The sequence below is a fragment of the Rhizobium sp. CFBP 13726 genome, from assembly GCF_014841925.1.
In the GTDB taxonomy this organism is placed as follows: domain Bacteria; phylum Pseudomonadota; class Alphaproteobacteria; order Rhizobiales; family Rhizobiaceae; genus Neorhizobium; species Neorhizobium soli.
Genome location: NZ_JACYUU010000002.1, coordinates 907107 through 929187 on the forward strand (window position 1 = coordinate 907107; position 22081 = coordinate 929187).

Consider the following 22081-nt stretch of genomic DNA (forward strand, 5'->3'; position numbering starts at 1 on the left):
GTCCGCGCAATGCTGACATGCTCGTTCACGATTTCAACTCCAGCATGCGCCGCTTGGAAAACTCGTCGACGAAAGCAATCACGTCGACCAGGATCTGCTCCTTGGGCGCTTCGAATTTTACGGAGAATTCCTGCGCGATCGCATCGAGATCACGCTCGCCGTCGAGCGCGTTGACGATCATCACAGCGATCTCGTCAAGCGCCAGCGCCCGTTCCGGCGCAAGCAGAACCGTCTGGCCGCGCACGGGGTCTTCGCGAAGCCGCACACCGCGGGCAAGCTTCGCAATCGTCTGCGCCGTCACAGTGACTGCTGAAGGTTCGCTCATTCCGCAGCTCCCCGCACAGGCTCTCTCAGGGCAGGCTGATCGAGAGCGCCGATGACGCCCTCCTTGCCATCCCATCCACCCGGCGGCAACAGGGCGGGAGAGACATAAGCGCTCTGCAACGCATCAAGCTGCGCCCACAGAACATCGGTCTTGAAGGTCAGCGCGGCCGCGGCCGCATCCTGCTTTTCCAGCGTGTCGGCATGGTCGAGCACGTAGTTGAGCCCGAACTCGACATCGACCGGCGCCTCGTCGAGCCGCTTGCGGAAATAGGAGAGCGCGTCTTCATTGGCAAACGCATAGTGCTCGAGCAGACCGGCGATGCGGTTCTTGTGGATCGTCGGCGCAAAAAGCTCGGTTAGCGAAGCGGCAACGGCGTCGAGCATCGGCATGTCGCGCACGAAACGCACATAGGCATCGCAGGCAAACCGCGTGCCCGGCAGAACGCCGCGGTTAGACGCAACGTAATCCGGATCGAGCCCGACGGCTTCGGCAAGCTTCAGCCAGCGCCGGATACCGCCGCCCTCTTCGCGGCCGCCGTCGTGATCCTCGATCCGCTTGCGCCAGGCGCGCCGGATCGAAATGTCTTCGCAGCGCGACATGAAGGCGGCATCCTTCAGCGGAATACGGCTCTGGTAGTAAAAGCGGTTGATCACCCAGGCGCGCACCTGCGTCATCGAGCATCCGCCACCATGCAGCATGCCGTGAAACGGATGCTTGTCGTGATAGCGCGCAGCACCGATGGCGCGCAGCCGGGCTTCAAAATCGGTTCTGTTCAGGGCAACATTCTGTGCTTCAGGCAAGTTCGATCTCCATGCCGTCATGGCCGACTTCGAAGCCGGCGTCTGTGACCGCGCCCCGCTCCGGGCCTTGGCGCCAGATCGGGTTCGTATTGTTGATATGGACATAGACCATGCGGCCTATGCCAAGTTTCGACAGCGCTTCGAGGCTGCCGCCGCCCCCGGCGTCGTCGCCAGTAATCGGCATGTGCCCCATTCTCTGGCCGGTCTTGATGCCGGTGCCGACGCGGATCATCTCGTCGTCGGTAAACACGGTGCCGTCGAAGAACACGAGGTCGGCGCCGCTTATGCGCTCGCAAAGCCAGTCCGGAAGCGTCGCACAGCCCGGAATATAGTAGGCGCGCTTGCCGTTTGCCACGAACTCGACGCCGATTGTCTGCTCGCCTTCGAGACCAAGCTCAGGTTCGCCATCCTCGAGAAACAAGGCGACCTTTCCGGGCACTGCAAAGATGCGCGCCTCAAGCCCATCGAGCGGTGAAAAATCCTCGTCGAGACGGATCGTCTTGCGCGCCACGAAATCAGGATCCAGGACTCGGAAGACCGGGCTCGCATCGAGAACGGAGCCGATCGCGGCCGTCGAAAACAGTGAAAACGCCTGCTTCTCGCGTATCGTCAGGAGACCGCCGATATGATCCACATCGGCATTGGTGATGACGACGCTTTGGATCGGGCTGTGGCGGAGGGCTTTCGGATGAAGATGCGGCGTCTGCTGGATTTGCTGGCGAATATCCGGCGAGGCGTTGAAGATCGCCCAGGTCTCTCCGTCAATACTGACGGCGAGAGACGACTGCGTCTGCGGCAGGATCCCCGAAGACGGATCGCGGGCGGCGGCGCAGTTGGAACAATTGCAGTTCCACTGCGGTAATCCGCCGCCGGCTGCAGAGCCGAGCACCAGAAACCGGAGACCGGTCATGGGTCCCGTGCTCGTCATGATTAAAACAGAACCGGCTCGCTGCCGTCTGCAGGTGCGTAACGGTTGATTTCCATTCCGCAGCTTACTTCGACAAACTTAGGTGCAGTCCACTTCATGTCATTCTCCTTCGTGTCGTTGGAGGCCTTTGCCGACCGCTTTCGCGACCGAGGCCTCGGCAGAACTCACGTTTGAAAGGGTCGCAGGATGATCCCGTTCGCCAAGCCTTAACATAAGCACGGGATCAAACGTTTCCAGCCCCGAAATGTTGCGCTGAAGGTCAGCATTTCGGGGCCGTTCACAGCTTTGTCACAGCACGATGGGGTAGCGTTGATCAGACGTAGCGGTTTATCACGTTTTCGAGATATTCCTGGCGTCCGGACTTCGGCTCGGGATTGATCCCTTCCTTCTCGACGCGGGCAGCGATTTCGTCGAGCTTGTACTCGCCGCGCAGCATCTTTTGCGCCTCCGGGCTGTCCCACTTTTCGTAGCGCGCATCGAGCGGCGTCTTCAGTGCACCGTCGTCGATCATCTTCGCCGCTGCCTTCAGGCCACGGGCGCAGCAATCCATACCGCCGATATGACCGATCAGCAGATCTGCCGGATCGAGCGACTGGCGACGCAGCTTGGAATCGAAGTTGGTGCCGCCGTTCTTGAACCCGCCACCGGCGAGAACGTGATAATAGGCCAGCGCCATTTCCGGCACGTTGTTCGGGAACTGGTCCGTATCCCAGCCGGACTGGTAGTCGTTGCGGTTCATATCGATCGAGCCGAAAATGCCGAACGTGTTCGCCATGGCGATTTCATGCTCGAAGGAATGGCCGGCAAGAACCGCATGGCCCTGCTCGATATTGACCTTCACTTCCTTGTCTAGCCCGTGTTTCTGCAGGAAGGCATAGACGGTGGAAACGTCGTAGTCGTACTGGTGCTTGGTCGGCTCCTGCGGCTTCGGCTCGATCAGGATCGTGCCTTCAAAACCGATCTTGTACTTGTATTCGACGACGAGGTTGAGGAAGCGGCCCATCTGGTCCAGCTCGCGGGTGAAATCGGTGTTGAGGATCGTCTCGTAACCCTCGCGACCGCCCCACAGGACATAGTTCGCACCGCCGAGACGCTTGGTGGCGTCCAGGCAGGTTTTGACGGTCGCCGCCGAGAAGGCGAAAACGTCGGGATCGGGATTGGTGGCAGCGCCGGACATATAGCGGCGATGCGAAAACAGGTTCGCCGTGCCCCATAGAAGCTTCACGCCGGTGTCGGCCTGCTTCTTTTCGAAGTAGTCGACGATCTCGTTGAGGTTCTTCGTGTTTTCCGCAAAGTTTGCGCCTTCCGGGCGCACGTCCGCATCGTGGAAGCAGTAATAGGGCGAACCGAGCAGATCGAAGAATTCGAACGCCACGTCGGCCTTCAGCTTGGCCGCCTGCATGCTGTCGTCGAACCACGGACGCTCGAATGTCTGGCCGCCGAAGGGATCGCCGCCCGGCCATGTGAACGTGTGCCAATAGGCAACGGCAAACCGCAGATGCTCTTCCATCCGCTTGCCGCCGACCATCTCGTCCGGATTGTAGTGCCGGAATGCCAGCGGATTGGTGCTGTCAGGACCTTCGTACTTGATCTTGGTGATATCGCCGAAAAAGCCTGTGCTCATGGTGGTTTCCTCCTTGGTAGAAACTTGGTTCTGGTAAGTGCGCCATGGTGAGGTACGTACCTCACTGTAGCCGGTAAAGCGTGGTTCGAGTTGCCCGACTTGGGGGGAGGAGATGTCTCCTCCCCTTTGCCGGTTAGTTCATCAAGCCGCGAATTGCAGGATAGGCAGCCCGGTAGCGCTGGTATGCCGCCTCATAGGCGTCGTGAAGGCCGGCTTCCGGTTCGATCACCGCTTCCGTTTTCGGAGCGGAGCAGACCGCAACCGGATCGGCACCGGTCGCCGCGATCAGCCCGAGCCGGGCCGCGCCGAAGGCCGCACCGAAATCGCCGTCGGCCGGAATATCCACGGGAACGCCGAGCGAAGTGGCAATCGACGACAGCCAGTAACGCGAGCGCGAACCGCCGCCGATTGCAGTGACGCGGGAGATCGAGGTTCCCGCGGCTTTCAGCGCTTCGAGATTGTCGCGGATCGCAAAGGTCACCCCTTCCAGCACCGCCTGGGTCAGCACCGCACGGCTGCTCTCATGTTCGAGCCCGAGAAATCCGCCGCGGATGACGGCATCGTTATGCGGCGTGCGCTCGCCGGAAAGGTAGGGCAAGAAGGTGACGCCGGTCGGGGCCTTGAGGCCTTCACCGAGTTCGGCAACCAGATCGGCAGCAGGCTTGCCGGACACTTTCGAATGCCAGTTGAGCGCATCCGTCGCCGACAGGATGACGCCCATCTGGTGCCAGGTCTTCGGCAGCGCGTGGCAGAACGCATGCACGGCACTTTCCGGCTTCGGCAGATAGGAAGCATTGGCGGCAAACAGCACGCCGGATGTTCCCAGCGAGACGAACGCATTTCCCTCGGCGACCGTCCCCATGCCGCAGGCCGATGCCGCATTGTCGCCGGCACCGCCGGCCACGACCACATCGCCGGCAATCCCCCATTTCGACTTCAGCTCGCCCCGCAGGCGACCGGCTTCCTCGGTGCCCTCGACCAGCGACGGCATCTGATCCTCGGTAAGATCGGTCGCTGCCAAGAGTTCCGATGACCACTTGCGCGCGCCTGTATCGAGCCAGGACGTGCCGGCCGAATCGGACATTTCGGAAATGTGCTCACCCGTCAGCCACAGCCGCAGGTAATCCTTGGGCAGCAGGACCTTGGCGACCTTCGCAAAAATCTCGGGCTCGTTGTTCTTCACCCAGGCAAGCTTCGGCGCAGTAAAGCCCGGAAAAACGATATTGCCGGTGATGGCCCGGAAACGCGGATCCGCATCGAGCGCTGCCGCCTCCTTAAACGAGCGTGTGTCGTTCCACAAAATGCAGGGCCGCAGCACCTTGTCGTCGGCATCGAGCAAGGTCGCACCATGCATCTGGCCGGAAAGGCCGATGCCTTTGACTGCGGCAAGCTCCTTGGGAAACTTCGCCTTCAGCCCGTCGATCGCCTCTTCGCAGGCGCGGATCCAGTGAGCCGGCTCCTGTTCCGACCAACCCGAATGCGGGCGCGATACGTCGAGCGTCCCGTTCCCCGAGCCGATGATCGTCTGATCGCCGTCGATCAGCATCGCCTTGACGCCGGAAGTGCCCAGATCGAGACCGAGATACATGCTTGCCTTCTCCTGTTGCTGCCGCGTTTCGGCAGATCTTTGTTTCGTCACACGTCGTGTTCGGTCCGCTTGAAATGGTCCGGAGCACGATTGCCCGTCAGGGCAGGTTATCCTTCAAGAATATGTCGATACGAATGCGCTCCTGTGCGGCGATCACGGGAAGCCCGTCCGCCTTCGCCTTCAGCACCCTTATGGCGCTGCGCACTTCATGGCCCGCATCCTGGTTCAGCACCGCATCGACGACACCGTCGGCAAGCGCTGCCCGCGTCGATCGCGTCAGCTCATGCGCGATAATCACAGGTCTGCGTGCTTCCGGCAGGCTGCGCACAGCCTTCAGGATGCCGCGATTGCCGGCGCCGAGGCTGTAGAGCCCGCTCACATCCGGATAGCGGCGAAACAGACCCGTCACCAGGTCCTCGGCAATAGCAGGATCGTCGCGCGCTTCGATCACCGGAAGGATCGCAAGCCGCGGAAAATCCTCCGATAGCACAGACAAAAACCCCTCCAGCCGCTCGCGGTGATCGCGCACCAGCATCGATCCGGCAACCATCGCCACCCGCCCGTCGCGACCGCTGAGAAACCTTCCGAGGAGATTGGCCGCCGTGCGCCCGGCCGCGTGGTTGTCGACCCCGGCAAAGTGGTGCCGCTGCGAGCCCGGCAGATCGGACACCAGCGTCACGACGGCAATGCCCGCCTCCCGCAACCGTGCGACCGCTGCCTGAACTTCGGTGCTTTCCACCGCCACGAACGCGACGCCGTCAGGCCTGTCGGCAAGCACGCCGTCCAGCATGGTCGACAAGGCCTGCCCGTCGAAAGGCGGCACGTCGACGACGCGGATACGAGTTCGTTCGGCGCCGGAGCGACCAACCGCCTGCTCCACCTCTTCGCGCAAGCCGATCATGAACGAGTTGTCGTTCTCAGGCAGAACGAAGGTGAAGGCGTAAGTCCGTCCCTTGGCAAGGTTCGCCGCCGCCACGTCGCGCACGTAGCCGAGGACGGCGATCGCCTCCTCGACCTTCTCCTGGGTGATGCGCCGCACGCCCGGCCGACCGTTCAGCACACGGTCGACGGTCGCCAGGCTGACGCCGGCGCTACGCGCGATATCGTGTACGGTTGGCTTCATGCGGTCCTCCGCCGATCTTCGTAACGAAGTTTTTGAGGTACGTAAATCAGATTTATTTCATCACGCTCCGCCTTGCGAATCGCAAAGGGGCCGCCGCGGATTGCGACGACCCCTCTGCAGGCGGTGGTTCTTTGAAATCTTAAGCGCGAAGTCCGCGATCAGTGGCCGCTGCCACCCCCACCGCCCTGGGGTGCTGGCTTTTCGATGGCGGCAACGCCGAGGATCATCATCGCAAACAGCACGGTCAGGATCAGGAAAACGTCCGAGAACGACATCACCACGGCCTGCTTGGTCACCAGCTGCACCATCTGCCGGATCGCGCCGGTCGCGCCATCTAGACCGTAGGTGTTCAGATTGGACGCCATCGAGTCGAGCTGGTCGGAAGCGATCCGGTTGCCCCAGTCGAGATGCTCGCGCAGCCGCTCGTAATGCACGTCCTGGCGGTTGGACAAAAGCGTGCTGATGATCGCAAGCCCCACCGCGCCACCAAGGTTGCGGGTCAGGTTGAACAGGCCGGACGCCCCCCGGATGCGGGCCGGAGACAAAGTGCCAAGCGCGATATTATTGATCGGCACCATGCACATCATCAGGCCAAAACCGCGCAGGATCTGCGGGATCAGAAGCTCGTAGAAGTCCCAATCGGCGGTGATGCCGGTCATGATATAGGTGCCGGAGGCAAAGCTGATGAAACCGATCACCATCATCGCTCTCAGGTCCATCTTGGTCGACAGCTTGCCTGCGATCGGCGCCGTGACGAACATGGCAAGACCCGAGACGAACATGGTCTCGCCGATCATCTGGCTGTCGTAACCGCGGATGCGGCTGAGATAGACCGGGTAGATATAGGTGAGCCCGTAGAGCCCGATACCCATCACGAAGGAGAAGATCGAGCCGAACGCGAAGTTCCGGTTCGTAAACGCCGTCAGGTCCACGACGGGAAATTCCGAGGTAAAGGCGCGATAGAAGAAGACCAGGCAGCCAAGCCCCGATGCGATGGCACCGATGACGATCATGTGGTCGTTGAACCAGTCGTTGGAATTGCCCTCTTCCAACACATATTCGAGGCCGCCGAGGAACACGCCCATCGCGGCAAGGCCCCACCAGTCGAACTTCTTGAACAGCGACAGTTCCGGCTTGTCGAAATCGATGAACCGCCAGGTCAGGATCGTCACGAAGATGCCGGGAATGATGTTGACCAGGAACAGCCAGTGCCACGAAAACGCGTTCGAGAGATAACCGCCGACCGTTGGTCCGATCGTGGGCGCAAGCGTCGCGATCAGCCCGATGATCGGCGAGACGAACGCCCGCTTCGATGGCGGGAAAATGGTGAAGGCTGCCGCAAACACAGACGGAATCATACCGCCGCCGATAAAGCCCTGGATCGCGCGGTAGACGATCATCTGGTCGATATTGGATGCGGTCGCCGCAAGCGCGCTCGCAGCCGTAAAGCCGGCAGCCGAGAACGCAAACAGATAGCGCGTCGAGACGATGCGCGCCAAGGTGCCAGAAAGCGGGATCATGATGACTTCGGCGATCAGATACGACGTCTGCACCCAGCCGATCTCGTCCGAACCGGCCGAAAGACCCGCCTGAATTTCAGACAGCGACGCAGACACGATCTGGATGTCGAGGATCGACATGAACATGCCGACGACCATCGCGAAAAACGCGATCAGCCGGCCGGTCGGCATCTTCTCGTCCACCTTGGGAGCAGACGATGCCTGTGCCGCGGACGATATCGATCCTGCAGTTGTCGTTGCGCTCCCAGCCATGGGACCACCTCCGCCCCGATGGGGCTGTTAGGCCAAAGCCCAGTTACGTCTTAAGGTGTTACTTCTTGGGTGCGGTGCGGATGTCGACGTCGACGACAACGCTCAGACCCGCCCTGAGACGACCGCTGTCGAGCGCATCCTGCGGCAGGGCGATCCTGACCGGAACGCGCTGGATGATCTTGGTAAAGTTGCCCGTCGCGTTTTCCGGCGGCAGCAGCGAGAATACCGAGCCGGAAGCCGGCGCAAGCGATTCTACCGTCCCGATGATCGGCTCCTCGCTATAGGCATCTACATGCACTTCCACCTTGGAGCCGATCTCCAGATGCTGGATCTGCGTTTCCTTGAAATTGGCGTCGATATAGAGCTGGCGCGTCGGCACCAGCGCCATCAGCCGCTGTCCCGGCGAAACGAGATCGCCTTCCTGCACCGAGCGATTGCCGACAATCCCGTCATAGGGCGCCTTCAGAACGGTAAAGGACAAGTCGCGGGCCGCTTTGTCGCGCTGCAGTTCCAGCGTCCGGACCTGGCCTTCGGCTTCCTTGCGCTGCGCTTCAAGAATGGTGATGTTGGCTTCTGCCGACTTGATCGACGCATCGCCGCCGACAAGGTTGGCCTTGGCCTGATCGAGCGCAATCGTGGCGCTGTCGAGATCGGCGGTCGTGCCGACCGACTTGGCGGCAAGCTCGGTCTGGCGCTTGAGCGTGATCTCGGCACCGCGGACCGCTGCCTGCAGTGCAACCTTGGAGGCCTGCGCCTGGGCAAGGGTTGCCTGCGCACCTTCGACCTGTGCATCGATGCGAGTCAGCGACAGCTTTCCGGTTTCGATGGCGGCATTGGCCTGATCAAGCGCGTTCTGGTAATCGCCATTGTCGAGCGTCGCCAGCACATCGCCGGCCTTGACCTGCTGGTTGGCGGCAACATTCACCTTGGAAACGAAGGCTGTGACCTTTGGGGAAATCGTGGCAATATCGCCTTCGATATAGGCATCGTCCGTCGACACCATGAACCGGCCCGTCGTCCACCACTGATATCCATACCAGCCGCCACCGGCGAGCAGCGCCAGCACGATGATCGGCAGGATAAGGCCACGCTTGCTCTTCTTTGCCGGTGCGTCGGCCTTGGCTTCGGGCGATGGCGTTGCAACAGGTGCCGCAGGTTTCTCGGCAGCCGGCGACGCGTCGTCGCGCGCCGTGTCATCGGCATTCACATCTTCGTTTTTTACGGTGCGCAGCGCGCCGGCATTCTTGGAGGCCGTCATTGTCGTAACCATCTTTGAAAAGCGAAAACCGATCGAACCGATCAGTTCGGAGCGTTGACATAAAGCCTTCGATCACACATATCAAGACCACATCGAACCAATCGGTTCGAAAAAAACCGGAATGCTGAATTATAATGCCGAAACCGTTAAAGAGATCCGCGCCGCGAGACACGTCCCCCCGCACTGCAGGGCGTTTTGCTGCGGGCGAGGATCCAGCCAAGCGCAGCCAGATTATGGAAGGCGCGACGCGGGTTTTCATGAAGCTTGGTTTCGAAGCCGCAAGCATGAACGACATCACGCGCGAGGCCGGCGTTTCGAAGGGAACGATCTACGTCTACTTCCAGAACAAGGAAGATCTGTTCGTCGCCATGGTGGAACAGGAGCGCGCCGCCTTCCTCGCCACTGTTCGGTCCGTTCTGTCGACCAACGGCAATGTGGAAAAGAGCCTCTACGATTTTGGCGTCTCGTTCCTCAGCCACATGACGGAAGAGAAAATCATCACCGCGATGCGCACCGTGCTTGGCGTCCGCGAGCGTATGCCGGACCTGTGTCGGCGCTTTTTCCGCGGACCCGAAAATCTGCGCACCGTGATGCGCGACTTTCTCGCCCTCCACGTCGAGGCCGGCAGGCTGAATATCGACGATATCGAACTTGCCGCAGGCCAGTATATCGACCTCGTCAGCGGCGGCTATTTCAAGGTTCGTCTGTTCGGGTCGATGGAAGACGCCCCGTCAGACGAGGAAATCCACCGGACCATCCAAGGTGCAGTCCGCGTTTTCATGGCGGCCTATGGTTGTCATAACAAACCCGTGATCGATAATGGGGCTGATTCCGCCTGATTCTGGTCGGTCCATATTCAACCTACTCTTGTTTTTAATGGGTCGATCCCCAAATGCGGCGGGAAATTGCGCCCTTTGATTGAAAACAGGAGAGATGGATGGACATTGCAGCGCTGGTAGCAGACCCGACGGCCTGGGTAGCGCTCGTTACACTTGTGGTCATGGAAGTGGTGCTTGGCATCGACAACCTGATCTTCATCTCCATCCTCACCAACAAGCTGCCACCTGAGCATCGGGAAAAGGCACGCAAGATCGGTATCGGCCTGGCGCTGGTCATGCGTCTTGGTCTGCTCGGCACCGTTGCCTGGATCGTTCAGCTTACCAATCCGGTCTTTGAAGCCTTCGGTCACCCCTTCTCCTGGAAGGACATGATCCTGATCGCCGGTGGTCTGTTCCTCGTTTACAAGGCGACCAAGGAAATCCACCATTCCGTGGATGTGGTCGACAACAAGGAAGACATGGTCGGCGCCGGCAAGGAAGTCGTGCAGATGAGCTTCAGCGCCGCCATCGTGCAGATCCTGATCCTCGACCTGGTTTTCTCGATCGACAGCATCATCACCGCAGTCGGCATGACGCCGCATCTGCCGATCATGATCGTGGCCGTCGTCGCCGCTGTCACCGTGATGCTTCTGGCAGCAACCCCGCTCGCCAACTTCATCGAGAGAAACCCGACCATCGTCATGCTGGCTCTCGCCTTCCTGCTGATGATCGGCGGCACCTTGATCGTCGAAGGTTTTGGCGTGCACGTTCCGAAGGGCTATATCTACGCCGCCATGGCCTTCTCGGCCGGCGTCGAGGCCCTCAACATGTTCGCGAAGGGCGCCCGCGCCAAGAAAAAGGCCTCCGGTACGCTGCATTGACGTTGCCACAAACATCGACACGCAAAGGGCGCCCGCGAGGCGCCCTTTTTTTGTGTTCAGTCCAAACGCCTGGTCCCGGCGGATCACCGCTCGGACAGTTCCCGGTCCAGCGCTTCGAGCAGCCGGTTATCGTCTGCGGTCACGTCAGGCGCGAAGCGTGCCTTGATCCGACCATCGCGTCCGATCAGAAACTTTTCGAAATTCCAGACGATCTCGCCATCTTTGATGTCCATGCCGCGGCCGCGCAGGCGCGCCTTCATCGGACCGTCGCCGGTGGTGGGCACCGGATCTGCGGTCAGCGCCTTGTAGAGCGGATGCTTGGCATCGCCCTTGACGGAAATCTTTGAGAAGATCGGAAACTTCACGTCATAGGTCAGCTGGCAGAATTCGACGATTTCCGTATCCGAGCCGGGCTCCTGCCCCATGAAGTCGTTGGCCGGAAAGGCTGCTATGACAAAGCCCCTGTCCCGCTTTTGCTCGTAGAGTTTTTCCATCCCTTCATACTGCGTGGTCAGGCCGCATTTGGACGCGACGTTGACCACCAGCATGACTTTTCCACGGTATTCGGCAAGCGTCGTGTTCCGGCCGTCGGCAAGCTTGACGGGGATGGCAAGGATATCGGTCATGACGGCTCCGGGGGCTTTGGCGCAGGGGAATTGGCGCAAACAACTGCAGTTGATATCGTCTACTTATGCGTCCACCACGGTTTGTCCAGCAGACACGCCCTGAGCGGCGATAGACGCCTTTTGCGAAACGTCATCAGACTTTGCAACATTTGTGGCACTGGGGCATTCTAGGGCACGATCTTATCACCACGCCGATCATCGCCTCTCGCTGCATCCCATTTCCAGCGCCCCCGGAGCCACATGACAACCCAGCAGATCCTTGCCTTTTCCGTCATCGCCGTGATGATGGCCGTCTTCATCTGGGATCGCTTCCGCTACGATGTGGTCGCCTGCTGTGCGCTCGTCGTGGCGGTGACGGTGGGGATCGTTCCGGTCGACCAGGCGTTTTCCGGCTTCTCGGATGATATCGTCATCATCGTCGGCAGCGCGCTGGTCGTTTCGGCAGGCGTTGCCCGCTCCGGCATCGTCGACATGGCGATCAAGAAGTTCTTCCCCAACCTCAACACGCTGCATACCCAGCTGGCACTGCTGATGATCGTCGTCGCCGTGCTGTCGGCCTTCATCAAGAATATCGGCGCGCTTGCCATCATGATGCCGGTAGCGTTCCAGTTCGCCCGCAAATCCGGCGCCTCGCCGTCGAAATACCTGATGCCGATGGCTTTCGCCGCTCTGCTCGGTGGCCTGATGACGCAGATCGGCACCTCGCCCAATATCGTCGTGTCGCGGATCCGCCAGGAACTGACCGGCGAATCCTTCACGATGTTCGACTTTACCCCGATGGGTGCGATTCTCGCCTTTGTCGGTATTACTTTTCTTCTGTTCTTCCACTGGTTGGTGCCCAGCCGCACAAAGCAGAACGATTCCCTCGAGGAAGCAGTCGAGATCACCAACTATACGTCCGAGGTGATGATTACCCCGCTGTCGACTGTTCTTGAAAAAACGGTCGCCGAGCTGTTGAAGATCGGCGATGGCGAGGTGATTGCCAATGCCGTCCTGCGCGGTCCATCGCGCATGGCGCCGTTCCCGGACCTCATCCTGCGTGAAAACGATGTCGTGCTGCTCGAAGGCCCGTCAAAGGCGCTCGACCGGATGGTCTCCGGCGGCAGGCTGCAGCTCTCCGGCAAGCCGCTGATGGAAAACGGACAGGCCCAGGCCGATGTCATCTCCATCGAGGCGATCATCACCCAGGATTCCCCGCTCAAGGGGCTTTCCGCCAAGGAACTGGCGCTCTCCTACACCCGTGGCGTCAATCTTCTGGCAATCAGTCGGCATGGCGAACGCCTCAAGCAGCGTCTTGGCACCATCACCCTGATGGCCGGCGACGTGATCGTGTTGCAGGGCAGCCGCAAGAACATGCCGACGGTGATGCAGGACTTCTCGCTCTTGCCGCTCGCTCAGCGCGAAGTGCTGCTCGGCACGCGGAGGCAGGCCTTCATTCCACTGATCATCCTGGCACTGGCGATGGGCACGACGGCCGTCGGGCTTGCCCCTGTGCCGGTCGCTTTCTTCGCGGCCGCTCTCGGTATGGTGGTTTTCCGCGCCATTCCGCTGACCGATTTCTACAAATCCGTTGATGGCCCGATCCTCGTCATGCTGGCGGCGCTCATCCCGGTTTCGGATTCTCTGCGAACCTCCGGCGGTAGCGAACTGATCGCCGGATGGCTCGGCCAAGCGGCGGCGACCTTGCCCGCCTGGGGCGCGATCGGCCTGATCCTCGTCACCGCCATGGCCGTCACCCCCTTCCTCAACAACGCAGCAACCGTGCTGGTCATGGGGCCGATCGCCGCAAGCTTTGCCACCAATCTCGGCTTTCGCCCCGAGCCCTTCCTGATGGCGGTGGCGATCGGCGCCGGCTGCGATTTCCTCACCCCCGTCGGCCACCAGTGCAACACACTGGTGTTCGGCCCGGGGGGCTACAAGTTCTCCGATTATCCGCGGCTTGGCCTGCCTTTGTCGTTCCTGATCATCGTCGTCAGCGTCCCGGCCCTCCTCTATATCTGGCCGGTGAATTAGTCCTCCCCGCGCTCAACGGACCCAGGCTTACCCCGCCCCTCAATGAGGGACGGGGTGGCGGCCGTTTTCGCCAAAAACCTTGACGCTCCCGCCTGAATATGGCCTAAGCCTGCGCCAATCCCTATTCAAAGGCACAGGCTTTGCGCAGCCATGCGCGCCGTGGAAAGAGCAGTATCCATGATCAATCCGACCCCTCGCGTCCGCATCGCCCCATCGCCCACCGGCGAGCCCCATGTCGGCACCGCTTATATCGCCCTCTTCAACTACCTGTTCGCGAAAAAGCACGGCGGCGAATTCATCCTGCGCATCGAAGATACCGACGCGACCCGCTCGACGCTCGAATACGAGCAGAAGGTGCTGGACGCGCTGAAATGGACCGGGCTTACCTGGGCGGAAGGTCCAGATATCGGCGGTCCCTACGGCCCCTACCGTCAGTCGGACCGCAAGGACATGTACTGGCCGCACGCCCAGGACCTGCTAGACAAGGGCCACGCCTTCCGCTGCTTCTGCACGCCGGAGCGTCTGGAGCAGATGCGCGAAGGCCAGCGCGCCGCCGGCAAGCCGCCGAAGTATGACGGTCTCTGCCTGAAATACTCGGCCGAGGAAGTCACCGAAAAGATGGCGGCCGGCGAACAGTCCGTCGTGCGTATGAAGATCCCGACCGAAGGTTCGTGCGATTTCACAGACGGCGTCTATGGCGATGTCTCGATCCCGTGGGATTCGGTCGACATGCAGGTCCTGATCAAGGGCGACGGCATGCCGACCTATCATATGGCCAACGTCATCGACGACCATCTGATGAAGATCACCCATGTGGCGCGCGGCGAAGAGTGGCTGGCATCGGTTCCCAAGCACATTCTTCTCTATCGCTATTTCGGCTGGGAAGCGCCTGTCTTCATGCATCTCTCCCTCATGAGAAATGCCGACAAGTCGAAACTGTCCAAGCGCAAGAACCCGACCTCGATCAGCTATTACTCGGCGCTCGGCTACCTGCCGGAAGCCCTGATGAACTTCCTCGGCCTGTTCTTCGTGCAGATCGCAGAAGGCGAAGAGCTTCTAACCATGGATGAGATGATCAGCAGCTTCGATCCGGAAGCCCTGTCCAAGGCCGGCGCCATCTTCGACCTGCAGAAGCTGGACTGGGTCAACGGCCGCTGGCTGCGCGAAAAGCTGTCGCCGGAAGAGTTCGTGTCGCGCACGCTCGAATGGGCGATGGAAAATCAGCGCCTGATCGAGGGTCTGAAGCACTCGCAGAGCCGCGTTTCCAAGCTCGGCGACCTACCGAACCTCGCAGGCTTCCTGCTCGCCGCCGACGTCAACCTGACACCGGCCTCGTTTGCGGGTCTCAAGACCTCGCCGGAAGACACGCTTGCCATCATCACCATGGTCCAGGCCGACATCGAGAAGATGATCGAGTGGAACGTCGAGGCGATCGATGCCGAACTGCGCTCTGTTGCCGACAAGCTCGAAAAGAAGCTGCGCGTCGTCACCCCGCCGCTGTTCATCGCCATGTCCGGCTCGCAGCGATCGCTGCCGCTGTTCGATAGCATGGCAATCCTCGGCCGCTCGGTCGTGCGCCAACGCCTGAAGATCGCCGCCGCCGTGGTGTCATCCATGGTGGGTGCGCAGAAGTAACAACTGCGGAGGCGAGGTCTCACCTTCGCCTCGCTCATTCCTGTGCTTGTCACAGAAATCCAGCCACGGCGCGTCTGCGCCGTGAAAGAATGAAAAGAGTATTCCGCGCCCAAATACTTGGCCGCACTGGATTCCTGTGACAAGCACAGGAATGAGGGATACGGAAGCGAAGCTCGCCGCGGCAGCGCCGTTACAGGAATAAAACCATGACCGAGAACACCAAGACCGAAACCGCCCTCTCCTCCGACGCCACAGAAGTGCGCGCCCAGAAACTGGCAAAGCTGCGCGAAACCGTCGGCGACGTCTATCCGGCGCATTTCCACCGCACCATGACCAATGCGGAACTGGCGGAAAAGTACAAGGATCTCGAGGCCGACGTCGAAACCACCGATGTCGTCACGGTTGCCGGCCGCGTCTTTTCCTCGCGCAATTCCGGAATGTTCATGGATATCCATGACGCCGGCGGCAAGATCCAGATCTTCTCCCACAAGGACGTGACGCCCGAGGAAGCCCGGGCGATGCTGGCGTTGATCGATCTCGGCGACATCATCGGCGTCACAGGCATCGTGCGCCGCACCAAGCGCGGCGAACTGTCGATCAGCGCCCGCGAAATCACCATGCTGACGAAGTCGCTTTTGCCGATGCCGGAAAAGTGGAACGGCATTGCCGATGTCGAAATCCGCTACCGCAAGCGCCACCTCGACATCCTCAGCAACGAGGAAAGCAAGCTTCGCTTCCAGCAGCGCTCGAAGATCGTGTCGGGCATTCGCCGCTTCATGGAAGACGACGGCTTCATGGAAGTCGAAACGCCGATGCTGCATTCCGTCTATGGCGGTGCCACGGCCGAACCCTTCAAGACCCACCACAACACGCTGAAGCTCGACATGTACCTGCGCATCGCGCCGGAACTGTTCTTGAAGCGCACGCTGGTGTCGGGCCTCACCGACAAGGTGTTCGAGATCAACCGCAACTTCCGCAACGAAGGCGTCTCCACCCGGCACAATCCTGAATTCACCATGATGGAATGCTACTGGGCCTATGCCGACTACGAGGACATCATGGACCTCGTCGAACGCCTGTTCGCCGACCTTGCCATGAAGATCCACGGCTCGACCGAGTTCGCCTATGGCGACAAGCAACTGTCGTTCAAGGGCCCGTTCAAGCGCGTGCCGATGCCAGACGCCGTCAAGGAAGTCACCGGCATCGACTTCCTCGCCATGAAGACCGACGAGGAAGCCCGCACTGCAGCCAAGGCCGCCGGCTTCGAAGTCGAGAAGGACTGGACCTGGGGCGAATGCCTCGCCTTCATCTTCGAGGAAAAGGTCGAGGCCACGCTGATCCAGCCGAGCCACGTCACCCATTTCCCGAAGGACATCTCGCCCTTTGCCAAGGAAGTCCCGGGCGAACCGCGCCTCGTTGAACGTTTCGAGACCTATTGCAACGCCTGGGAACTGGGCAATGCCTTCTCGGAACTGAACGACCCTGAAGAGCAGCGCAAGCGCATGGTCGAGCAGCTCGAGCAGGCCCATGCCCGCGGCGAGAAGGACAAGCAGCTCGACGACGAATTCCTCGACGCCATCGACCAGGGCATGCCCCCCGCCGGCGGCCTCGGCATCGGCGTCGACCGCCTGATCATGCTGCTCACCAACGCCCCGTCCATCCGCGACGTCATCCTCTTCCCGGCCCGCCGCGCCAAGGCGGATTGATCAGACAGACCTGCTCCTCTCCCCTGAAACAGGGAGAGGGTCAGACTGCCGACAAACGCTGAATAAGCTTGTTTGGCGAGAGGGACACCACACTCTCCCTCATCCCCGCCCTTGTGGCGGGGAGCCAGCGACACGACGTCCGTCGGGTCAAAGACTCTCTCAGCTCAAGGACTTGAGCTGACGGGATCCCCGCCAAAAGGGCGAGGATGAGGGGAGGTTGCGAACCGCATCGGTTCCAAAGTGACATCAAGAGTTGTTTGATAAAACCATTGTCAGCAGCCTGACTCCTCTCCCTGAAACGGGCAGAGGATTAGTGGATCTTCTCGCAAGTTCCGACCATACGCAGCAACAGCCAACATGCTGTCCCCGCCCCGCCGCGCCAACGGGGCTCGATGGCACGGGCCTCTCTGGACGATGGAGCAACCGGCAGGTTGCTTTTTTTTAGGGCTTGCTGGCCGAACCAGCCTGTTGCGCCCGCAGCTTCTCAAGCCACGCGGCACCGGCCGCATCCGCGGCATTGGACCCGCCTGCTGCCGCGCCCGGCTGATCCGACTCGACCGTAGCGGCTGGTTCAGCGGCCTTGTCGTCATGCACGGCGTCGGCAACCGAAGGCCCGCCGGAACGGATCTCGTCGTTGCCATCCTGCTTCGACCAGCGCTTGCCGCCCTCGGCAGAGGTGCGGGGCTCTGGCGCGGGCTCGGTCTTTGGCGAAGCCGGCTCTGCCGAGGCTTCGTCATGTGTGGCATCCGGCGCCGCGTCCGGAGCCTTGTCACTGGAACCGAAGAGCATCTCCTTCATGGAAGAGACAAAACTCTTCTCTTCGGTCGGTGCAGGTGTTTCTGCCGGCGCAGAGACAGGCTCGCCCTTTGCGGCGTGCTCTTTCGAACCGTCGGCTGTGTCATCCGCCGCTGCGGCTGGAGCTGGTGCATGACCATCCTGCTTCGCGTCGATTGGATGCTCGCCGCCTTGCGGTGCAGCGTGCCCCTCGCCGTCCGGCGCATGCGCGGCCGCAGCAGGCGCTGCTTCCTCTTTCGAACCGAAGAGCATGCCGGTGACCGAACTCAGGAGACCGCCGCTTTCCTTCGCGGCAGGTTCCTCGCCATGGCCCGCGGCCGCGGCCTCACCATGTCCTTCGGCGGGCGCGCTGCCGTGCTCCGCTGCCGGCGCCTCTCCTTCAGCTGCAGGTGCGTCATGCCCACCGGAGGCTTCGCCATGTCCCGCTGGTTCATGCCCCTTGGCAGGCTTCTTGTCATGCCCCGTGGCCGCGCCGTGTCCTCCCGCAGCTGCAGCCTCGGCCGCGGCGATCGCCACCGGGTCGATACAGTCGGTCTTGTCGGTGAGACTTGCTTCGAGATGCTCGATATCGGCGAGCGGCATATCGATGCGCTGGCCGTAATACTCGCCCTTGGATGTCGCAGCACCCTCGACATAGAACGCGGAATAGGGTTCCCGCGCCGCGCCGTCAGGTGCCTTGGAAACATCTGGAATGTAGACGACCTGCGCGCCGATCATGCGACCGCGCATTTCGGCGCGGTCCTTCGGACCCGCCTTGTCGACCATCGCCACCTGGACGATGTCGGCCTTTTCCTTTTCCTGGATGGATTTTGCCACGCGCAACGCGGTGCGGATGCGTGCCATGCCGTCACCAACGCCATCCGCCGAGGCGACCTCGTCGGCATTCACATAGCGGCGCACCCAGGTGCGTCCGTCGCGCTTGGTCGTGAACGTCTGCAACACAGAACAGGTCAGGCCGTTGAGATCCGCGTAGGACGGGCCGAAAAGCTTTTCCTTGCCCACGAACACGGCCGCCGCGCCGCTGCCGGCGCAGAGCACGGAAACACCGCCGACGACCGCGAGCAGCTTCTTCGATAGCCGGATCTTCACGCGCCGAACTCCGGCATCTTCACCCCATCACGCACAACAAGACATGGAATACTCAAGCCGCAGTCTGCGCTACTCTGATTGAAGAAGCTTTAAGCCTGGGCTTTTCCTTCGCCCAACGCCTGTCCCGGAATGAGGCTCACGAGGCGCATCCACGCGACGGCCGGCCCATCGCCCATCATGCCTGACCTTCAGACGACAAAAGGCCCGCATGACGCGGGCCTCTCCACCGGTCCGCTCGCTGTTGCGTCAGGCGGCCCTGCGGCCGCCGCCGGCACGCGGTGAACCCGTTTCGCGCATTTCGCCGCGCCTGTTGAGCTTGAAATGTCCGACCAGTTCCGACAACAGAGCCGCGCCGCTTGCAAGCTGGCGGCTGATGCCGGTCGTGTGCTCCACCATCGCCGCGTTCTGCTGCGTCATCCGGTCGAGCTGCGAAACCGTCTGGTTGATGTCGGACAGGCCACCCGACTGTTCCTGCGCCGCAGTGGCCAGCGACTGGACATTCTGGTCGATCGAGGCGACAAAACGTTCGATTTCGTGCAGCGCGGCGCCCGTCGCGTCGACAAGGCGCACGCCCTCCGTGACCTGCCGGCCGGAATTCTCGATCAGTCCCTTGATCTCCTTGGCGGCTTTGGCGGAACGCTGCGCCAGTTCACGCACCTCCTGTGCCACAACCGCAAAGCCCTTGCCCGCCTCGCCCGCACGGGCCGCCTCGACGCCAGCATTGAGCGCCAGAAGATTGGTCTGGAACGCGATCTCGTCGATCACGCTGATGATCTTGGTAATCTCGGACGATGCGCCTTCGATCCGCTTCATCGCCGTGATGGTTTCCTGCACCACGCAGGAGGACGTGGTCGCAGATTGCAGCGCGCCCTTGACCAGCTTGCGGGTTTCCTCCGCATTGGTGTTGGAGGACCTTACCGTCTCCGTCACCTGCTCCAGCGCCGCCGTGGTTTCTCGAAGCGACGCTGCCTGCTCCTTGGTGCGGGCGGACAGCTGGTCGGCCGCCACCTGCATGTCTTGGCTGCTGTCGTTGAGGCTGGAAGTCTGCTGCAGGACCCCCATCAGCGTCTGTTGGAACGCCCCGATCGAGGCGTTGAAGTCCCGGCGCAGCGGCTCGAATTCCACGATGAAGGGCGTATCCAGCGTCTGCTGGATATTGCAATCGGCGAGACGTGCAAGTCCGGTGCCGAGATCGTTGACCACCCTTACCCGTTCGCTCACATCCGTTGCGAACTTGACGACCTTGAACACCCGGCCGCTGTCGTCGATGATCGGGTTGTAGGATGCCTGGATATAGATCTTCTCGCCGGTCTTGGTGATGCGGGTGAACTGATCGGCCGAAAAGGTGCCGCGTCCGAGCTTCCTCCAGAACTCCTGATAGTCCGACGAGCGCGCATAGTCGGGTTCGCAGAAGATAGAATGGTGCTTGCCGACGATCTCATCGAGACGGTAGCCGACGGCGGCACAGAAATTGTCGTTGGCGTTGAGAATCTCGCCTGTCGGCGAAAATTCGATGATCGCCTGCGCCCGCGACAGTGCCTCAAGCTTGCCCCGGTCCTCGAGCGCCCGCTTGCGCGCTTCCGTGATGTCGGTCGCAAACTTCACGACCTTGTAAGGCTTGCCGCCTTTCAGAATCGGATTGTAGGTGGCTTCGATCCAGATCTCGCGGTTGCCTTTGCCCACGCGTTTGTATTTGCCCTGATCGAACGCGCCTGTGGAAAGCCGTGCCCAGAACGCCGCGTAATCCGAGGAAGCTGCATCGGCCGGATCGACGAACATGCTGTGATGCCTGCCGACGATCTCGTCCAGGCGGTAGCCGAGCGCATTGCAGAAGTTTTCGTTGGCATCGAGTATAATGCCCTTCAGGTCGAATTCGATGATCGCCTGCGACCGGTTGAGGGCCTTGATCACGGCGGCGTTGGACAAGATACGGCCAAAAGAAATCCCAGCCATCGATGCGCTCCAGCTTCAAAGTGATTTGTAGGCTGAAAGATCTAGGAGTTCCGGCTAAACGTTCGGTTAACCCTGTGCCTCGGCCGTGCACATTAGGAAAACGAAAAAGACCCGCACGAGGCGGGCCTTCTCATTGGAAAACGTTGAGGAAATCAGGCCGCGGCGCGGACCAGTTCCTTCTTCACGAGCTCGCGGAGCGCGCCGAGATCCTTGTTGAACGCCCGGATACCGTCCGAAAGCTTTTCGGTCGCCATCTGGTCTTCGTTGAGCATCCAGCGGAAGGTCTTTTCGTCCATCTTGATCGGCGCGGCCGGCTCGAACTTTTCAGGCGAAAGCTTGCGCTCCAGCGTGCCTTCCGCCTTGTCGAGCTCGTCGAGCAGGTTCGGCGAAATCGTCAGGCGGTCGCAACCGGCAAGAGCTTCGATCTCGCCGACATTGCGGAACGAGGCGCCCATGACGATCGTCGAGATGCCGTTCGCCTTGTAGTAATTGTAGATCGAACGCACCGAGACGACGCCCGGATCGGTCTCGGACGTGTAGTCTTCACCGGTCGACTTCTTGTACCAATCGAGAATGCGCCCAACGAAAGGTGAGATCAGGAACGCCTTGGCGTCCGCGCAGGCAACGGCCTGGGCATGGCTGAACAGAAGCGTCAGATTGCAGTCGATGCCTTCGGCCTGCAGGACTTCGGCAGCCTTGATGCCTTCCCAGGTGGAGGCAAGCTTGATCAGGATGCGTTCGCGCTCGATGCCGCGATCCTTGTAGGCTGCAATGATCTTGTGCGCCTTGGTAATCGAACCTTCGGTATCGAAGGAAAGGTCGGCGTCGACTTCGGTCGAAACGCGGCCGGGGACAATTCCAGCAAGCGCCGCGCCTACGTCGATGGCGAGCTTGTCAGCCACGGCAACCGTGATCGCGTCGTCGCTGCCGCCCTGTTTGCGGCCCCAGGCAACCGTTTCCTGGAACGTGTCGGCAAATGCCGGCGAACCGATCGCCTTTAGAACGATCGACGGGTTGGTGGTGCAATCGACCGGCTTGAGGCGGGTCACCGCCTCGATGTCGCCCGTGTCGGCGACGACCGTTGTCATGGAACGAAGCTGCTCTAGTTTCGACGTCATCCGAATAAATCCTTGTTAAGCGAATACAA

At 61.0% G+C, this 22081-nt stretch carries 18 protein-coding genes; 5 read left to right on the forward strand and 13 right to left on the reverse strand.

Going from position 1 to position 22081, the window contains the following annotated elements:
• Positions 1-25: 25 nt before the first annotated feature.
• The 9 genes from pqqD to IFT66_RS11635 all read right to left on the reverse strand — a co-directional run bounded on the left by pqqD (position 26) and on the right by IFT66_RS11635 (position 9418).
• The gene (gene pqqD / locus IFT66_RS11595; RefSeq protein WP_113111905.1) at positions 26-325 is read right to left on the reverse strand and encodes a pyrroloquinoline quinone biosynthesis peptide chaperone PqqD; all 300 of its coding nucleotides are present in this window, start codon (positions 323-325) and stop codon (positions 26-28) included.
• Positions 322-1146 (reverse strand): pyrroloquinoline-quinone synthase PqqC, encoded by an 825-nt coding sequence (pqqC, locus tag IFT66_RS11600; protein WP_192077677.1) that lies wholly within the window; start codon positions 1144-1146, stop codon positions 322-324. Before pqqC ends, pqqD begins: the two co-directional genes overlap by 4 nt.
• A complete protein-coding gene (gene pqqB / locus IFT66_RS11605) occupies positions 1118-2035 on the reverse strand; it encodes a pyrroloquinoline quinone biosynthesis protein PqqB (protein WP_249406425.1) in 918 nt (305 codons plus the stop codon). Before pqqB ends, pqqC begins: the two co-directional genes overlap by 29 nt.
• 20 nt (positions 2036-2055) lie before the next feature.
• A complete protein-coding gene (pqqA, locus tag IFT66_RS11610) occupies positions 2056-2151 on the reverse strand; it encodes a pyrroloquinoline quinone precursor peptide PqqA (protein WP_062461193.1) in 96 nt (31 codons plus the stop codon).
• Between the two features lie 215 nt (positions 2152-2366).
• On the reverse strand, positions 2367-3677 hold the full coding sequence (gene xylA, locus IFT66_RS11615; protein WP_062461195.1) for a xylose isomerase: 1311 nt from the start codon (positions 3675-3677) through the stop codon (positions 2367-2369).
• Between the two features lie 133 nt (positions 3678-3810).
• Positions 3811-5265 (reverse strand): xylulokinase, encoded by a 1455-nt coding sequence (gene xylB, locus IFT66_RS11620; RefSeq protein ID WP_192077679.1) that lies wholly within the window; start codon positions 5263-5265, stop codon positions 3811-3813.
• Positions 5266-5362: 97 nt separating this feature from the next.
• A complete protein-coding gene (locus IFT66_RS11625; RefSeq protein ID WP_192077680.1) occupies positions 5363-6388 on the reverse strand; it encodes a LacI family DNA-binding transcriptional regulator in 1026 nt (341 codons plus the stop codon).
• A 158-nt stretch (positions 6389-6546) separates the two neighbouring features.
• Positions 6547-8160 (reverse strand): DHA2 family efflux MFS transporter permease subunit, encoded by a 1614-nt coding sequence (locus tag IFT66_RS11630; protein ID WP_092659696.1) that lies wholly within the window; start codon positions 8158-8160, stop codon positions 6547-6549.
• A 58-nt stretch (positions 8161-8218) separates the two neighbouring features.
• Positions 8219-9418 (reverse strand): HlyD family secretion protein, encoded by a 1200-nt coding sequence (locus tag IFT66_RS11635; RefSeq protein ID WP_192077681.1) that lies wholly within the window; start codon positions 9416-9418, stop codon positions 8219-8221.
• A gap of 134 nt (positions 9419-9552) precedes the next feature.
• Here IFT66_RS11635 and IFT66_RS11640 point away from each other — a divergent pair, with 134 nt between their 5' ends.
• The gene (locus IFT66_RS11640) at positions 9553-10257 is read left to right on the forward strand and encodes a TetR/AcrR family transcriptional regulator (protein ID WP_062461212.1); all 705 of its coding nucleotides are present in this window, start codon (positions 9553-9555) and stop codon (positions 10255-10257) included.
• A gap of 98 nt (positions 10258-10355) precedes the next feature.
• Entirely contained in the window at positions 10356-11117 is a 762-nt protein-coding gene (locus tag IFT66_RS11645) for a TerC family protein (RefSeq protein ID WP_062461215.1), read from the forward strand.
• A gap of 83 nt (positions 11118-11200) precedes the next feature.
• On the opposite strand, the gene IFT66_RS11650 is transcribed toward IFT66_RS11645, so the two are convergent.
• Positions 11201-11743: a glutathione peroxidase gene (locus IFT66_RS11650; RefSeq protein ID WP_192077682.1), complete on the reverse strand. Its 543-nt coding sequence runs from the start codon at positions 11741-11743 to the stop codon at positions 11201-11203.
• Between the two features lie 240 nt (positions 11744-11983).
• On the opposite strand from IFT66_RS11650, the gene IFT66_RS11655 reads away from it, so the two are divergent.
• From IFT66_RS11655 to lysS, 3 genes are all read left to right on the forward strand, one after another.
• Positions 11984-13756 (forward strand): SLC13 family permease, encoded by a 1773-nt coding sequence (locus IFT66_RS11655; protein WP_113111912.1) that lies wholly within the window; start codon positions 11984-11986, stop codon positions 13754-13756.
• 177 nt (positions 13757-13933) lie between these two features.
• Positions 13934-15391 carry a glutamate--tRNA ligase gene (gene gltX, locus IFT66_RS11660; protein ID WP_092659691.1) on the forward strand — a complete coding sequence of 486 codons (1458 nt, stop codon included), beginning with the start codon at positions 13934-13936 and terminating at the stop codon, positions 15389-15391.
• A 206-nt stretch (positions 15392-15597) separates the two neighbouring features.
• Complete coding sequence (lysS, locus tag IFT66_RS11665; RefSeq protein WP_192077683.1) at positions 15598-17097, forward strand: lysine--tRNA ligase; 1500 nt, start codon at positions 15598-15600, stop codon at positions 17095-17097.
• A 441-nt stretch (positions 17098-17538) separates the two neighbouring features.
• Here lysS and IFT66_RS11670 read toward each other — a convergent pair whose 3' ends face one another.
• The 3 genes from IFT66_RS11670 to tal form a co-directional block, all read right to left on the reverse strand.
• On the reverse strand, positions 17539-18981 hold the full coding sequence (locus IFT66_RS11670; protein ID WP_192077684.1) for a hypothetical protein: 1443 nt from the start codon (positions 18979-18981) through the stop codon (positions 17539-17541).
• Positions 18982-19227: 246 nt separating this feature from the next.
• Positions 19228-20934 carry a methyl-accepting chemotaxis protein gene (locus IFT66_RS11675; protein ID WP_192077685.1) on the reverse strand — a complete coding sequence of 569 codons (1707 nt, stop codon included), beginning with the start codon at positions 20932-20934 and terminating at the stop codon, positions 19228-19230.
• A 152-nt stretch (positions 20935-21086) separates the two neighbouring features.
• The gene (gene tal / locus IFT66_RS11680; protein ID WP_113111915.1) at positions 21087-22052 is read right to left on the reverse strand and encodes a transaldolase; all 966 of its coding nucleotides are present in this window, start codon (positions 22050-22052) and stop codon (positions 21087-21089) included.
• Positions 22053-22081 lie beyond the last annotated feature (29 nt).